Source organism: Pseudomonas sp. YQ_5, assembly GCF_043103305.1.
GTDB lineage: Bacteria > Pseudomonadota > Gammaproteobacteria > Pseudomonadales > Pseudomonadaceae > Aquipseudomonas > Aquipseudomonas putida_Y.
Window position 1 is genome coordinate 45,517 of the sequence record NZ_JBICJS010000001.1, and the last position, 14,623, is coordinate 60,139.

Here is a 14,623-nt window from a genome sequence, read left to right on the forward strand (position 1 = left end):
TTTGCCTTCGCTTTCCGGTGCTGTGGGCCAGCAATTTGCCGTCAGGTTACGCGCAGAGGATTGGCTGCGGGCTTGCGCAGGCTCGTCCAGGCCAGGCTGGCAACCCAGACTACCGACACGCCATAGTTGAGACGTTGATACAGGCCGAACAACTGGCCACTCTGCGCCGCCTGGCCCATCAACGCGACGGTGGTAATCGCCAGCACCACGCAAGCCAGCGAGAACAGCGCCAGGGCGGGGGAGCCGGCAATACGGTTGCCCAGCCATGCCCATAGGGCGCTGGCGAAAGTCAGCGAGAGGAACATCAGCAAACCAAACAGGTTATGCAGTTGCTGCGAGGTAGATGGCTGTGCCGGTGCGCAGCCCTGGTCGCAGGGGAACCAGCCGGTGCCCAAACTGCCCATGCCATGAAGCAACACCAGGCCCGCACTCAGCAGCGCCAGCGTCGAGCTACGCCAGCGCCGCACCAGGCCCCAGGCAAACAGGGCAAACAGCAAGGCTAGGGGGAAGTTGTTGACCCGTGGTGACCAGCTGTGGGTTGGCGAACCGGCCGCACCAAGCTGGCTCATGGCCTGTTGCAGGTGGTCGTAGCCGGGGTAGGCCTGGGCGGTGAGCCAAACGCCCGCCAGCAGCCAGAGGGGGATCAGCAGGCCACTGCCGAGCAAAAGGCGGTCGAGGGTTTTCATACTGCAGATTCCTTCCATGGATCAGTGAGCGTGAAGGCGTACAGTACAGGCTCGCGCAGACCATGGGCCAATCATTCTGCGCGCTTTTTCATGGGGCATGGTCGGCAAGGATGGACAATAAATACCGCACCGGGTGTATGTGATCGTACAACCGCTTGCGCTATGATGAGCGCTGTCTTTCAAGGTGAAATACAGGGCAATGACAGAGCAACAGGTACAGGCAAGGACCCGGCGCAAGCCGCGCAGTCTGGCCCAGGAACTGGTCACGGTGCTGACCGAACGCATTCGCAGCGGCCAGCTCAAGCGCGGCGACAAGCTGCCGACCGAATCGCAGATCATGGCCGAAGAGGGCGTCAGCCGCACGGTGGTGCGTGAGGCGATTTCGCGGTTGCAGGCCGCCGGGCAGGTCGAGACCCGCCACGGCATCGGCACCTTTGTGCTGGATGCGCCGGCTACGGGCGGTTTCCGTATCGACCCGGCCACCGTGGTCACCCTGCGCGAGGTGCTGGCGGTGCTGGAGTTGCGCATTGCCCTGGAGATCGAGTCGGCCGGGCTGGCGGCCCAGCGGCGAAGCGACGAAGCCCTGGCCGGTATGCGGGCGGCGCTGGACGAACTCAACGAGGGGGCGGCCCACGCCACTGATGCGGTGTCGGCGGACTTCCAGTTCCACCTGCGCATTGCCCAGGCCAGCGGCAACCACTACTTCGCCGATATCATCAACCACCTGGGTACCAGCATCATTCCGCGCACCCGGCTGAATTCGGCGCGCCTGGCCCATGATGATCAGGCGCATTACATGAGTCGCCTGATGCATGAGCACGAGGCGATCTATGAGGCGATTGCCCGGCGTGACAGCGAAGGGGCGAAGATGGCCATGCGCATGCACCTTAGCAACAGCCGCGAGCGCTTGCGCCAGGCGCATGAGGCGGCTGAAGCGCAAGGGACCTGAAGCCTTTGCTGCCTGTACTGGCCTCTTCGCGGGCAAGATAGCCCTGTAGGAGCGGGCTTGCCCGCGAAGAGGCCGGTACAGTCAGAAAGAAAAGCCCCGCCGTGCGCAGGGCTTTCCTGTTTCTGGCAGCCAGTCAGATCGCCCCGTCACTCCACTGCCCGTTCACCAACCGCCGCAGCCCCAGCGGGTTGCCGTCGCGCAGTGCCTCAGGCAGCAGCGTCTGCGGATAGTTCTGATAGCACACCGGGCGCAGGAAGCGGTCGATGGCCAACGTGCCGACCGAGGTGCCACGCGCATCGGAGGTAGCCGGGTACGGGCCACCGTGCACCATCGCATCACAGACTTCGACACCGGTCGGGTAACCATTGACCAGGATTCGACCGACTTTCTCCTCCAGCAGCGGCACCAGCCAGGCGAACGCATCGAAGTCTTCCGCCTCGCCGATCAGCGTCGCGGTCAGCTGGCCACGCAGGCCTAGCAGCGCTTCGCGCAGTTGGTCGTTGTCCTGCACCTCTACGGCCACGGTGGTGGGACCAAATACTTCCTCCTGCAACAGCGGGTCGGACTCGACCAGCAGGCGTGCATCGGCCTTGAACAGCTGAGCGCGCGCCTGGTTGCCTTCCTGCGCCTGGCCGGCCACATGCTCGATACCGGCATGGGCATGCAGGTGTTCAAGGCCGCCGACGTAGCTGCGCAGGCCGCCAGCGTTGAGCATGGTTTGCCCGGCTTGCTGGTCCAGGTACTGGCCAAGGTCGGCGAGCAACTGGCTGTACTGTGGCGACTGCAAGCCAATCACCAGTCCAGGGTTGGTGCAGAACTGCCCGGCACCCATGCACACAGACCCCGACAACTCGCGGGCAATGGCCTCGCCACGCTTGGCCAGGGCACCCGGCAGGATGATGACCGGGTTGATGCTGGACATCTCGGCAAATACCGGGATTGGCTGCGGGCGCTCAGCGGCCATGCGGCAAAGGGCATCGCCGCCTTTCAACGAGCCGGTGAAGCCAACCGCCTGGATCGCTGGGTGCTTGACCAGCCACTCGCCCACGCCGCCACCAAACACCATGTTGAACACGCCCTTGGGCATGCCGGTACGCTCAGCGGCGCGCACGATGGCGCAACCGACCAGGTCGGCCGTGGCCATGTGGCCGCTGTGCGCCTTGAATACCACGGGGCAGCCTGCGGCCAGGGCGGCGGCGGTATCCCCCCCGGCGGTGGAGAAGGCCAGCGGGAAGTTGCTGGCACCGAACACCGCGACCGGGCCCACGCCGATGCGCATCTGGCGCAGGTCTACGCGTGGCAGCGGCTGGCGCTCGGGCAGTGCCAGGTCAATGCGCGCGCCGAGGAAGTCGCCGCGGCGCAGCACCTGGGCGAACAGGCGCATCTGCCCGCTGGTGCGGCCACGCTCGCCCTGGATACGGGCGGCGGGCAGGGCGGTCTCGCGGCAGACGATGGCGACGAAGGCGTCATCCAGTTCGTCGAGTTCAGCGGCAATGGCGTCGAGGAACTCGGCCCGACGTGCCGGGGCCAGTTGGCGGAACTCGGCGAAGGCAGCGGCGGCGGCCTTGGCGGCCTGGTCCACTTCGGCTTCGGTGGCCTGGGCAAAGCTGTAGGGCAGGGCTTCGCCAGTGCTGGCGTCCAGGCTCTGCAGGCGCTGAGGGCCAGCGGCACTGCGCTGACCGGCGATGAAGTTATGGCCGAGGATTTCAGGCATGGGGTGCTCCTGTGGGCTTGAGGGTGGAGTGTGTGAATGCGTGGTCAGGGCTGCGGCATCAGGTAATGGGCGCCGGGTTGAACAGGGTGATGTCGTTGTGCAGCCGGTGTTGTTCGGCCCAGGTCTGCTTGCGGCCGCTGGCCACGTCCAGGTAGTAATGGAACAGTTCCCAACCCAGCTCCTCGATGGTCGAGCGACCACTGGCGATGCGACCGGCGTCGATGTCGATCAGGTCGGGCCAACGTTGGGCCAGTTCGCTGCGGGTGCACACCTTGACCACCGGCGCCATGGCCAGGCCATACGGGGTGCCGCGGCCGGTAGTGAAGACGTGCAGGTTCATGCCGGCTGCCAGCTGCAAGGTGCCGCAGACAAAGTCGCTGGCCGGGGTGGCGCAGAAAATCAGGCCTTTGCGATCGACCCGTTCGCCTGGGCCGAGCACACCCTGGATAGCGCCGCTGCCCGACTTGACGATCGAACCCAGCGATTTCTCGACGATGTTCGACAGCCCGCCTTTCTTGTTGCCCGGCGTGGTGTTGGCGCTGCGGTCGGCGGCGCCTTGCTGTAGGTAGCGGTCGTACCAGTCCATTTCGCGCACCAACGCGTCGGCAACGTCCTGGTTTTCCGCGCGCGAGGTCAGCATATAGATCGCGTCGCGCACCTCGGTCACTTCAGAGAACAGCACAGTGGCGCCAGCGCGGACCAGCAAGTCCGCGGCATAGCCCAGTGCCGGGTTGGCGGTGATGCCTGAGAAGGCGTCGCTGCCACCGCATTGCATGCCGAGGATCAGTTCGCTGGCCGGGACCGTTTCGCGGCGGCGCTGGTCCAGCTTCTTCAGGCGGGTTTCGGCCAGGTCCATGATCTGCTCGATCATTTCGACAAAGCCAAGGCTGGCATCTTGCAGGCGGTACAGCCATGGGTCGCTGAGGTCCACCGACGGGTCGTTGTCGTGCATCACCTGGCCGGCTTGCAGTTTTTCACAGCCCAGGCTGATCACCAGTGCCTCGCCGCCGAGGTTGGGGTTGCGCGCCAGGTTGCGCACGGTGCGGATCGGGATGTAAGCGTCGCGGGCATTGATTGCCACGCCGCAGCCGTAGCTGTGGGTAATGGCCACCACGTCGTCGACGTTGGGGTATTTGGGCAGCAGCTCGTTGCGAATGCGCTTGACCGCATGTTCCAGCACGCCGGTCACGCATTGCACGGTGGTGGTGATGCCGAGGATATTGCGGGTGCCGACAGTGCCGTCGGCATTGCGATAGCCCTCGAAGGTGAAGCCCTCCAGCGGCGGCAGCGGCTGTGGCACGGCGTCGCAGCGCGGCAGGCTGTCCAGTTCCGGCGCGGCCGGCATGGCCAACTGGCTTTCCTGTACCCAGCTGCCTTGGCGCAGGTCTTCCAGCGCGTAGCCGATGATTTGCCCATAGCGGCGTACCGGCTCGCCCTTGGCGATGGCCACGGTGGCCACCTTGTGGCTTTGCGGCACGCCTTCGATCAGGGTCAGGCCGTCGGCAAAGCGGGCGCCTTCGCCCAAGCCGCCGTCGTTGACGACCACCACGACGTTATCGTCGTCGTGCAGGCGGACGTAGCGGGGCGAGTCGGAATGTTCGATCAACTGCATGTTTGGGCCCTACTTGTCAGATTCTCAGGCTTTTGTACATCCGCCCGCGCCGGGTGACCCGGCACGGGCGTGTTCTTTCAGTGACGCGAACTGGCCAGTTCGCCGTCGGTGGCAGGCTCAGCGTGTGGCTTTGGGGCGGCATCACGCAGCTCGATGCGCTTGATGGGGCCGACGATAACCAGGTAGCTGAATACCGCGACCAGCGCGTTGGCACCCACGTACACAAGCGCCCACTTGAACGAGCCGGTGGCGCTGATGATGTAGCCGATCACGATAGGGGTGGTGATCGAAGCGATGTTGCCGAAGGTGTTGAACAGGCCACCGGACAGCCCGGCGATCTGCTTGGGCGAAGTGTCCGCTACCACCGCCCAGCCCAGCGCACCGATGCCCTTGCCGAAGAACGCCAGCGTCATGAAACCAACCACCATCCACTCGGCATCGACGTAGTTGCAGAACACCATGGTGGTGGACAGCAGCAGGCCACAGACGATCGGCAGTTTGCGCGAGAAGGTCAGCGAGTTGCCGCGGCGCAGCAGCCAGTCGGAGATCACACCACCCAGTACGCCACCGATGAAACCACACACCGCTGGCAGCGAGGCGATGAAGCCGGCCTTGAGGATGGTCATGCCACGTTCCTGCACCAGGTACACCGGGAACCAGGTGAGGAAGAAGTAGGTGATGGCGTTGATGCAGTACTGGCCCAGGTAGACGCCCAGCAGCATGCGGCTGGTCAGCAACTGCTTGATGTAACCCCATTTCGGGCCGTCGCTGCCGCGCTTCTGGTCCATGTCGACCAGGCCGCCGTTCTGCTCGATGTGCTCGAGTTCGCCTTGGCTGATGCGCGGGTGTTGGCGCGGGTTGTAGATGGTCTTCAGCCACACCATCGAGAAGATGATACCGAGCACACCCATGACCATGAACACGTGCTCCCAGCCGAAGCTGAACACGATCCAGCCCATGATCGGGGCGAACAGTGCAGTGGCGAAATACTGCGCCGAGTTGAAGATGGCTGACGCCGTGCCGCGTTCCTGGGTCGGGAACCATGCGGCGACGATGCGTGCGTTGCCCGGGAACGACGGGGCTTCGGCGAAACCCACCAGAAAGCGCAGGGTGAAGAGGGTGACCACGGCCCAGGCAACCGGCAGGCCACCGACAAAACCCTGCAGCAGGGTGAACAGCGACCAGGTGAAGATGCTGAAGGCGTAGACGTTCTTGGAACCGAAGCGATCGAGCAGCCAGCCACCAGGAATCTGGCCAGCCACGTAAGCCCATCCGAAGGCGGAAAAGATATAACCGAGGGTTACGGCGTCAATGCCGAGGTCTTTCTGCAGGCTGGAGCCTGCGATTGCAATGGTAGCGCGATCGGCATAGTTGATCGTGGTCACCAGAAACAGCATGAACAGGATCAGGTAGCGCACATGCGTCTTCTTAGTCGCTTGCATGCTGGCAATACTCCCACTAGTTATTTTTGTGCGGGCTCACGAATTGTAACCGGAGTGGGGCAGGCCCACTCCGGGCGCGGCATGTGGCAGGCCGCGGGCGGCGTTTACTGCGGGCCCATCTTGTCCATCAGCGCGGCGAGCATCTCGTACTCTTCGGCGGTGAGGTCGGTCAGCGGAGTACGCACCGGGCCTGCGTCATAACCGGCAATTCTGGCGCCAGCCTTGACGATGCTGACGGCGTAGCCGGCCTTGCGGTTGCGGATGTCCAGGTACGGCAGGAAGAAATCGTCGATCAGCTTGGCCACGGTGGCGTGGTCGTCGCGGGCGATGGCGTTGTAGAAGTCCATGGCGGTTTTCGGCACGAAGTTGAACACCGCGGAGGAGTACACCGGTACGCCCAGGGCCTTGTAGGCGGCCGCATACACTTCGGCGGTCGGCAGGCCACCCAGGTAGCTGAAGCGCTCGCCCAGGCGACGACGGATCGATACCATCAGTTCGATATCACCCAGGCCGTCCTTGTAGCCGATCAGGTTCGGGCAGCGCTCGGCCAGTTTTTCCAGCAGGTCGGCGTTCAGGCGGCAGACGTTGCGGTTGTACACCACCACACCGATGTTTACCGATTTGCACACCGCTTCGACGTGGGCGGCGACGCCGTCCTGGCTGGCTTCGGTCAGGTAGTGCGGCAACAACAGCAGGCCCTTGGCACCCAGGCGCTCGGCTTCTTGCGCGTATTCGATGGCCTGACGGGTGGAGCCGCCGACACCGGCGAGGATCGGTACCGAAGTGGCGCAGGTGTCAACCGCGGTCTTGATCACCTGGCTGTATTCGCTGGCGGCCAGGGAGAAGAATTCACCGGTACCGCCGGCGGCGAACAGCGCGCTGGCGCCGTAGGGGGCCAGCCACTCAAGGCGCTTGATGTAGCCAGCCGGGTTGAAGTCGCCCTGGGCGTTGAAGTCGGTGACCGGGAAAGACAGCAGGCCGTGGGAGAGGATGGATTTGAGTTCTTGTGGATTCATTGTTGTTGGCATCCTGGGGCGCTTGGTGAAGGGTGTTGTTTTGCGTTGGAGGTAAGTTATCGTACAACTTCGGGTGTGGCTAGCCCCTTTCGGAATTTTTTGTTTGGGTGTTTAGGTGCTCAGGTGGCCAGTTTGAGAATGGCGGTGGCGCGGAGATCCAGCGCCGCCCGCGCGGCGCATCGCGAGCTGCGCTCGCTCCTACGTTTGTTTCGGGCCAGTTACGCCTGTGACAGGCGCGCGCGACCGCCTTGTTTGTACGACGCGATTTCGCGCCATGCGCCAAGGCGTTCGCGCGCGAACCCCACAGGAATGATTGGCCCGAAACAAACGTAGGAGCGAGCGCAGCTCGCGATGCGCCGCGCGGGCGGCGCGCGATCGCACCGGCGCAGAAGGCATAACGACAACCACATAACGGTCATCGTATCTCTTGGAAGAAAAAGGATCGCGGAGACAGGCACAAGCCCGCCGCCCGATTCCACGGGAAGTGTTCTGGGACCAGCAGAGGGTGACCGGGGAAACGGGGGCGGCCTTGCGCCGCCCCGCGATCAAAGCAGAGGAAACTGAAGGTCAGGCCGCGTGCTGGCGCTTGATTTGCGCCTTGCGTACCTGGGCCCGGCAAGCATCGCCGAAAGCCTGGAAGATCTTTATCGAGTCAGGGTTCTTCGCCGCTTGCCACTCAGGGTGCCACTGCACCGCGAACAGGAACGGCGAAATGCTTGGCGCATGAATCGCTTCGACCAGGCCATCTTCGGCACGGGCGATCGCTTCAATACCGGCGCCGAGCTTGTTCAGGCCTTGGCCATGCAGCGAGTTGACGCGAATCTCGTCGGTACCCAGGGTTTCGTGCAGCCAGCTGCCCGGCTGGATCTTCACCCCATGCACCTGGGCGTACTGCACTTCGACCGGGTCTTCCGGGTTTTCCCGGTGGTCATTGAATCCAGGTTCGGCATACACCTTCTGGTAAATGTCACCACCCAGGGCCACGTTGATTTCCTGCATGCCACGGCAGATGCCGAAGATGGGCAGGCCACGCTTGATCGCCGCCTTGACCAGCGGAATGTCGAACAGGTCGCGGTTCTGGTCCTGGCCTTTGCCTGGAGTCTGGTTTTCCTGGCCATACAGGGCTGGGTCGATGTTGCTGCCAGCGCCAGTCAGGTACACGCCGTCGGCCATGTCCAGGTAGGTCTCGAGGTCTTCAGTACCGAAGCAGGTGGGTACCAACACCGGGACGCAATCGGAGAACTCGACCAGCGGGCTAATGTATTTGTGGGTCATGACCTGGTAGTCATGGCCTTTGCGCTCTTGGGTGCCCATGGTCATCAGGACGACAGGTTTGCGCAGGGAAGGTTGCTTGTTGCCAATGTTGCTGTTGGACATATGTCACCTTGGGACAGGTTCGACCTGTCGTTGTTGTGCAGGCGCACGGCGCGGGGCCCTGATTGCTGCCTGTGGCCCCGAGCACTGCCGGCTCGTCAGAGGCGACGATTCCGGTCGGGGCTTGTAGATAGCTTGCCAGAGCCGTTCGATATGTCAAACAACGGAAGAGGGCTTTAACGCAGGCAATACACCGTTTTTTGGGGGCTGAAACCGATGCGGGCCTGTGGCGGCGTGGGTTTGGCAGGGGCGGCGGTCAATAATATTTAACGATGCAGTTGGGTCATTGCAGCGGTGCAATGAATAGGTAGCTCGAAGTCTCCTCGGTCCTTGTGGGGCAACTGTCTTGCTCAACGTCTAAAAGCTGGCGCGATCCCTGTGGGAGCGGGCTTGCCCGCGAACACGGGCGAAGCCCGTGCCATCCACGGCGGTGTCTTCCTCGCGGGTAAACCCGCCCCACAAGCTTTCAATCAATGCAGTATCTGCGCCAGGAACGCCTTGGCCCGCTCGGTGCGCGGCTGGTTGAAGAACACCTGCGGCGGGCTGTCCTCGATGATCTGCCCCCCCTCAAGGAACAGCACCCGCTCGGCTACCTGCCGGGCAAAGCCCATTTCATGGGTGACGCACAGCATGGTCATGCCCGTGCCAGCCAACTGCACCAGCACATCCAGCACCTCGGCGACCATTTCCGGGTCCAGCGCCGAAGTGGGCTCGTCGAACAGCATGATCCGCGGCTTCATGCATAGCGCCCGGGCGATTGCCACGCGCTGCTGCTGGCCGCCGGACAGCTGGCTGGGGTATTTGTGCGCCTGGCTTTCGATGCCGACTTTGCTCAGGTACATGCGTGCCCGCTCCTCGGCGTCCTTGCGTGACAGCCCGCGCACGCTGGTGGGGGCCAGCAGGCAATTGTCGAGCACGCTCATGTGCGGGAACAGGTTGAAGTGCTGGAACACCATACCGATGTCGCTGCGTACCTGTGACGCCTCGCGCGTGGTGGCCGCCAGGTCGATGCCGTCCACCTGGATGCTGCCCTGCTGGGCGACTTCCAGGCGGTTGATGCAACGGATCAGGGTCGACTTGCCCGAGCCGGACGGCCCGCACAGCACGATGCGTTCGCCTTCGCGCACCTGCAGGTCGATGTCACGCAGCACGTGGAACGCGCCATAGTGCTTGTTCAGGCCTTCGATGCGAATCAGCACCGGACGCGGGTCGGGTTCGGGGGCAAGGGTGGCAAGGCTCAGTGGTGCGGTCATCTTGTTGTTCTCCCGCATGGGTTCAGTCGAAACGGGTCGCGCTGTAAGGCGCGGGGTCGGTGAAGGGGGGCTCGCCAGTGAGCAGCTCGGCCAGCAGCCGGCCGCAGACCGGGCCCAGTGTGAGACCGTGATGGGCATGGCCAAAGTTGAACCACAGCCCTGGGTGGCGCGGCGCCGGCCCGATCACCGGGCGCATGTCGGGCAGGCAGGGGCGGCGGCCCAGCCAAGGCGTGTCGTCCAGGCGCTCGCCGAGGGCCGGGAACAGCTTGCGCGCCAAGGCCTCGCAGCGGCCCAGTTGAATCTGGTTGCCGGGCGCACTGGCTGCGTCGAACTCGATGCCGGTGGTCAGGCGCACACCGCGCGCCATCGGCGCCAGAACATAGCCGCCTTGGGTGTCGCAGATCGAGTGCTCCAGCTGAGCGCCGTCACGGGTGCTGTAGTGCATGTGGTAGCCCCGCTTGATTGCCAGCGGGATCTGGTAGCCCAGGCCGCTGAACAGGTCGGCCGACTGTGGACCGAGGCAGGCCACCACTTCGTCGGCAGTGATCGGGCCGCGACGGCTCTCTACCCGCCATTGGCCATTGGCCTGGCGCAGGCTGCGCGCATCGCCATGCACAAACTGCCCGCCGCGTTGCAGGAACAGCGCCGCATAGCCACGGGTGAGCGCGCCGGGGTTGTTCACGGTTTTCGGGTCGAGCCAGTGAATGCCACCGACCACGGTGGCGTCCAGTTGGTGCTCACGAGCCTGCAGTTGCCCGCATTCGAGGATTTCGAATTGCAAGCCATAGCGGCTCAGGCCCTTGGCATCGGTTTTTGCCTGCTCGAACAGCGCTGGGTCGCGGAACACTTCGATCCAGCCTTTGGCTTGCACCAGACTTTCCAGGCCGGCAGCAGCGATCAGCGCGTCATGCTCTTCGACACAGCGCTGCACCAGCGGCAACATATCGGCGGCGGCCCCAGCCAGACGCCCGGGTGCCGACTGGCGCCAGTAGCGCCACAGCCACGGTGCGGCCTTGGGCAGGTGCGCCAGGCTGTAGCGCACATCGGGCTGGCGGTTCAGGCCGTAGCGCAGCAGTGCGCTCAATTGCCGTGGAAAGGCATAGGGGATGACACTGGAGCGCTCGATCAGCCCGGCGTTGCCATGGCTGGTGCCGCTGCCCGGTTCGTCGCGGTCGATCAGAATTACCTGGCGCCCGCGTGCCTGCAGGTGCAGCGCGGTGCTGACGCCGACAATGCCGGCGCCAAGGACAAGGGTCTGGCAATGCATGAAACGTATCCTTCGGTCAGTTCAGGTGGCGGCCCAGGCGGGCTTCCAGGTGTTTCAACAGGCGCCGCACCAGTTCGACGATCACCAGGTAGAGCACGGCGGCCCACAGGTAGATCTGGAAGTCGAAACTGCGCGAGAAGGCCAGTTTGGTCACGCCCATCAGGTCGTAGATCGTCACCAGCGAGGCGATCGCGCTGGCCTTGATCATCAGGATCAGTTCGTTGCCCAGCGGGCCAATGGCCACCAGCAGCGACTGTGGCAATATCACCTTGAAGAAGGTGGTCGAGCGTTTCAGGTTCAGCGCCCGAGCCGCTTCATGCTGGCCAGGCGCAACCGCCATCAGGCTGCCGCGGAAAATCTCGGCCTGATAGGCGGCGGTGTTCAGAGTGAACGCCAGCAAGGTGCAGAACCACGCTTCGCGGAAGAACCACCACAGGCCGACGTCCTGCCAGAAGCCCTTGAGCGAACCCAGGCCGTAATACAGCAGGAACAATTGCGCCAGCAGCGGCGAGCCACGGAAGAAGTACACGTAGCCGGCAGCCATGCGCTGCAGCAACAGGCTGTGAGACATGCGTGCAAGGGCCAGCAGAAGGCCGAGCACAGCGCCCAGGCTGAAGGAAATCGCCACCAGTTTGGCGGTTACCAGCAGGCCGTCGATGAAGCGTGGGCCGTAGCGCTCCAGCAGGTCGGGGTCGAGCACCATTGCCAGCAGTTGATCGAAGCTCATGCGCGTGCTCCTTGCAGGTGGCGGTTGCTGCGCCGTTCGATGTAGGCGAATACGCGCCCGGACAGTGCCGCGAACAGCAGGTAGCCCAGGCAGGCGACGCCGTAGAAGAACATCGGCTCCTTGGTTACGCTGACCGCCAGGTTGGTCTGGCGCATCAGGTCGACCAGCGAGATGGTCGACACCAGCGAGGTGTCCTTGAGCAGCGACAGCCAATTGTTGGACAAACCGGGCAGGGCGATGCGGGTCAGTTGCGGCAGCAGCACCTTGAAGAAACCGGTGCGCTTGCTCAGGCCAAGCGCCGAGCAGGCTTCCAGTTGGCCCTTGGGCAGGGTCTTGAAGGCGGCCAGCCAGATCTCGCTGGAAAACGCGGCGAACACCAGGCTGAAGGCGATCATCGCGGCGAGGAAGGTGTTGATGATGAACTCACCTTGATAACCCATGGCGGCGAGGATCTTCTGTGCGGCGATCTGGCAGCCGTAATAGATGATCAGCAACGTCAGTAGCTCGGGCAGGCCGCGGAACACGGTAGAAAAGGTGGTGGCCCAGGCCCGTGGCAGGCGTTTGCGTGAGCGCGCCGCCAGCGCGACCACCAGGCCCAGTGGCAGGCCGATGGGCAGGCAGGCCAGGGCCAGGGAAACGGTAACCAGCGCGCCGGCCAGCAACGCCTGGCCCCAGCCTCCGCTGGCGAAAGACAGCAAGGACAATTGATCGAGCATGACGAACCCCTAACTTGGAGGGGCGCTCACCCTTGCAGGCGCGGGCAAGCCCGTGCCTGCAAGGGTGAGGCGCAAGGCCAGTGGTCAGTTATAGATATCGAAAGCGAAATATTTGCTGGCGATTTTCTGATAGGTACCGTTGGCCACGATCTGTTGCAGCGCGGTATTCAGGCGCTGGCGCAGGGCTTCGTCGTCCTTGCGCACAGCGATGGCGGCATCGGCTTTGGTGTCGGCCACGTCGCCAAGGATTTTGCAGCAATCCCCGCCGTTCTTGTTCATCCACTCGTGCAGCGGGAATTTGTCGGCAATCACACCGTCCAGGCGGCCGGCCGCCAGGTCTGCGTTGGCTTCGTCCATGGTCGGGTACAGTTTTACGTCGGCACCGGCCTTGCCATACACGTCTTCGGCGTAGATGGCCTGGGTGGACGAAGACTGCGCACCGACGGTGTAGCCGACAAAGTCGGTCTGGGCGCTGTCGATCTTGCTGTCCTTGGCAACCGCCACGGTCAGTGGCGTGCGGTAGTAGTGGTTGGTGAAGGCGATCTTCTTGCGTCGCTCTTCGGTGTCGATCATCGACGCCACCACGGCGTCATACTTGCGCGCCATCAGGGCGGGGATGATGCCTTCCCAGTCCTGGGCCACCAGCGTGCATTCGACTTTCATCTGCTCGCACAGGGCGTGGGTGATGTCGATATCGAAGCCATGCAGCTTGTTATCGGCGTCTACATAGTTGAAGGGCGGGTAGGCACCCTCGGTGGCGAACCGCAGGGTTTCAGCGCTGGCGGCACCCGCCAGCAGCAGGGCGCACGCACCCACCAAGGCCATGGACTTGTTCATCTCGCACCTCATTGCACTCTTGCTATTGTTGTTTGCCCGTCGACCACGAGGTGTAGCCGACGAATTCGTTATGTAGAGCGGCAGTTGCTTCCAAGCGTTTTTCAACATCCGGTCCGAGCTTCTTGCAGACCTCGTTGACCATCAGATGCACCCACGACAGCATCGTCGAGGTGGATTCCCAGAACAGGTTGAACTCGGTGGGGATGCGGAACACCTCGTCGGCATTGGCATCCGCCCAGTCACAGAAAGTGTCGGTCACCAGGGTGACCGCAATGCCAGCCTCGCGCGCCTTCTGGCACAGCATCAGGGCATGGCGGGAATAACGGCGCGCCTCGAACACCACCAGGGCGCTGTCTTCGGCACGGCCCAGCAACACCTCACCGAAGTGCCCGGCGCTGATGTCGACCAGTTGCACGCTATCGCGCAGGTATTGCAGCAGGTGGCTCATGCACATGGCGATGCCACGCTCGGTCTGGAAGCCGGCGATGAACACCCGCGGTTTGCTTGCCAGGCGTTGCGCCACGTTGTGCCAGGCCGGGCTCTGGCGGTACTCGTGTACGCGCACCAGGGCGGCGATTTCCAGTTCCAGGCTGCCGGCGTTGTCGCTGGCGTCCTGGTTCTGGCGGTAATCTTGCAGGCGATCACCTACCAACCACGGGCCATCGCCCAGATCGTTCTGCAGGTCTTGCTTAAGCGCCTTGAGGTGGGCATAACCCAGTGAGCGACAGTAGCGCCCGACGCTGGATTCGCTGACGCCCAGCTTGGCGGCAATGCTGGCCGAGGTCTGGAACGGCAGTTCGTGCAGGTTGGCAAGCATGTAGGTGGCGATCTTGCGACCGGAGGCAGCGGCCCCTTCGAGGCTGTTTTCCAGGCGTTGCTTGATCAGTTGGCTCATGCTGCGGCTCCAAGGGTGAGGCATGGGAAGAAAATGAATGTTTTCTGTCATCAAGTCAACATTTGACAGATTGCTGTCACATGAAGGAAAGTTTTTGTCGTTGCAACGCTGTAGCCATTCCAAAATCAACAAGGA

13 protein-coding genes are annotated in these 14,623 nt (G+C 63.4%); 1 reads left to right on the forward strand and 12 read right to left on the reverse strand.

What is annotated here, in order from left to right; translation table 11 throughout:
• Window positions 1-41 precede the first annotated feature (41 nt).
• Entirely contained in the window at window positions 42-686 is a 645-nt protein-coding gene (locus tag ACF8EA_RS00210) for a DUF998 domain-containing protein (RefSeq protein WP_021781701.1), read from the reverse strand.
• Window positions 687-885: 199 nt separating this feature from the next.
• On the opposite strand from ACF8EA_RS00210, the gene ACF8EA_RS00215 reads away from it, so the two are divergent.
• Window positions 886-1,635: a FadR/GntR family transcriptional regulator gene (locus ACF8EA_RS00215; protein ID WP_003247694.1), complete on the forward strand. Its 750-nt coding sequence runs from the start codon at window positions 886-888 to the stop codon at window positions 1,633-1,635.
• A gap of 133 nt (window positions 1,636-1,768) precedes the next feature.
• Here the strand turns inward: ACF8EA_RS00215 and ACF8EA_RS00220 are convergent, their stop codons facing one another.
• The 11 genes from ACF8EA_RS00220 to ACF8EA_RS00270 all read right to left on the reverse strand — a co-directional run bounded on the left by ACF8EA_RS00220 (window position 1,769) and on the right by ACF8EA_RS00270 (window position 14,488).
• On the reverse strand, window positions 1,769-3,349 hold the full coding sequence (locus ACF8EA_RS00220; RefSeq protein ID WP_021781700.1) for an aldehyde dehydrogenase (NADP(+)): 1,581 nt from the start codon (window positions 3,347-3,349) through the stop codon (window positions 1,769-1,771).
• Between the two features lie 58 nt (window positions 3,350-3,407).
• The gene (gene garD, locus ACF8EA_RS00225; protein WP_392520905.1) at window positions 3,408-4,961 is read right to left on the reverse strand and encodes a galactarate dehydratase; all 1,554 of its coding nucleotides are present in this window, start codon (window positions 4,959-4,961) and stop codon (window positions 3,408-3,410) included.
• Window positions 4,962-5,038: 77 nt separating this feature from the next.
• Window positions 5,039-6,403, reverse strand: a complete 1,365-nt coding sequence (locus ACF8EA_RS00230) for an MFS transporter (protein ID WP_392520906.1) — start codon at window positions 6,401-6,403, stop codon at window positions 5,039-5,041.
• 104 nt (window positions 6,404-6,507) lie between these two features.
• A complete protein-coding gene (kdgD, locus tag ACF8EA_RS00235; protein WP_010954445.1) occupies window positions 6,508-7,419 on the reverse strand; it encodes a 5-dehydro-4-deoxyglucarate dehydratase in 912 nt (303 codons plus the stop codon).
• 567 nt (window positions 7,420-7,986) lie between these two features.
• Window positions 7,987-8,796 (reverse strand): type 1 glutamine amidotransferase, encoded by an 810-nt coding sequence (locus ACF8EA_RS00240; protein ID WP_338443562.1) that lies wholly within the window; start codon window positions 8,794-8,796, stop codon window positions 7,987-7,989.
• A 467-nt stretch (window positions 8,797-9,263) separates the two neighbouring features.
• Complete coding sequence (locus tag ACF8EA_RS00245; RefSeq protein ID WP_021781696.1) at window positions 9,264-10,046, reverse strand: amino acid ABC transporter ATP-binding protein; 783 nt, start codon at window positions 10,044-10,046, stop codon at window positions 9,264-9,266.
• Window positions 10,047-10,068: 22 nt separating this feature from the next.
• Window positions 10,069-11,313, reverse strand: a complete 1,245-nt coding sequence (locus ACF8EA_RS00250; protein ID WP_103444271.1) for an FAD-binding oxidoreductase — start codon at window positions 11,311-11,313, stop codon at window positions 10,069-10,071.
• A 16-nt stretch (window positions 11,314-11,329) separates the two neighbouring features.
• Window positions 11,330-12,040, reverse strand: a complete 711-nt coding sequence (locus ACF8EA_RS00255; protein WP_021781694.1) for an ABC transporter permease — start codon at window positions 12,038-12,040, stop codon at window positions 11,330-11,332.
• Window positions 12,037-12,756, reverse strand: a complete 720-nt coding sequence (locus ACF8EA_RS00260; protein ID WP_021781693.1) for an ABC transporter permease — start codon at window positions 12,754-12,756, stop codon at window positions 12,037-12,039. The genes ACF8EA_RS00255 and ACF8EA_RS00260 overlap by 4 nt, the downstream gene beginning before the upstream one ends.
• A gap of 84 nt (window positions 12,757-12,840) precedes the next feature.
• The gene (locus ACF8EA_RS00265) at window positions 12,841-13,593 is read right to left on the reverse strand and encodes a transporter substrate-binding domain-containing protein (protein WP_392520907.1); all 753 of its coding nucleotides are present in this window, start codon (window positions 13,591-13,593) and stop codon (window positions 12,841-12,843) included.
• A 22-nt stretch (window positions 13,594-13,615) separates the two neighbouring features.
• Entirely contained in the window at window positions 13,616-14,488 is an 873-nt protein-coding gene (locus ACF8EA_RS00270; protein WP_392520908.1) for a MurR/RpiR family transcriptional regulator, read from the reverse strand.
• Window positions 14,489-14,623: the final 135 nt, after the last annotated feature.

Coding starts and splice junctions, on each gene's coding strand:
- ACF8EA_RS00210 (WP_021781701.1), bottom strand. CDS start 686: ATGAAAACCCTCGACCGCCTTTTGCTCGGCAGTGGCCTGCTGATCCCC.
- ACF8EA_RS00215 (WP_003247694.1), top strand. CDS start 886: ATGACAGAGCAACAGGTACAGGCAAGGACCCGGCGCAAGCCGCGCAGT.
- ACF8EA_RS00220 (WP_021781700.1), bottom strand. CDS start 3,349: ATGCCTGAAATCCTCGGCCATAACTTCATCGCCGGTCAGCGCAGTGCC.
- garD (WP_392520905.1), bottom strand. CDS start 4,961: ATGCAGTTGATCGAACATTCCGACTCGCCCCGCTACGTCCGCCTGCAC.
- ACF8EA_RS00230 (WP_392520906.1), bottom strand. CDS start 6,403: ATGCAAGCGACTAAGAAGACGCATGTGCGCTACCTGATCCTGTTCATG.
- kdgD (WP_010954445.1), bottom strand. CDS start 7,419: ATGAATCCACAAGAACTCAAATCCATCCTCTCCCACGGCCTGCTGTCT.
- ACF8EA_RS00240 (WP_338443562.1), bottom strand. CDS start 8,796: ATGTCCAACAGCAACATTGGCAACAAGCAACCTTCCCTGCGCAAACCT.
- ACF8EA_RS00245 (WP_021781696.1), bottom strand. CDS start 10,046: ATGACCGCACCACTGAGCCTTGCCACCCTTGCCCCCGAACCCGACCCG.
- ACF8EA_RS00250 (WP_103444271.1), bottom strand. CDS start 11,313: ATGCATTGCCAGACCCTTGTCCTTGGCGCCGGCATTGTCGGCGTCAGC.
- ACF8EA_RS00255 (WP_021781694.1), bottom strand. CDS start 12,040: ATGAGCTTCGATCAACTGCTGGCAATGGTGCTCGACCCCGACCTGCTG.
- ACF8EA_RS00260 (WP_021781693.1), bottom strand. CDS start 12,756: ATGCTCGATCAATTGTCCTTGCTGTCTTTCGCCAGCGGAGGCTGGGGC.
- ACF8EA_RS00265 (WP_392520907.1), bottom strand. CDS start 13,593: ATGAACAAGTCCATGGCCTTGGTGGGTGCGTGCGCCCTGCTGCTGGCG.
- ACF8EA_RS00270 (WP_392520908.1), bottom strand. CDS start 14,488: ATGAGCCAACTGATCAAGCAACGCCTGGAAAACAGCCTCGAAGGGGCC.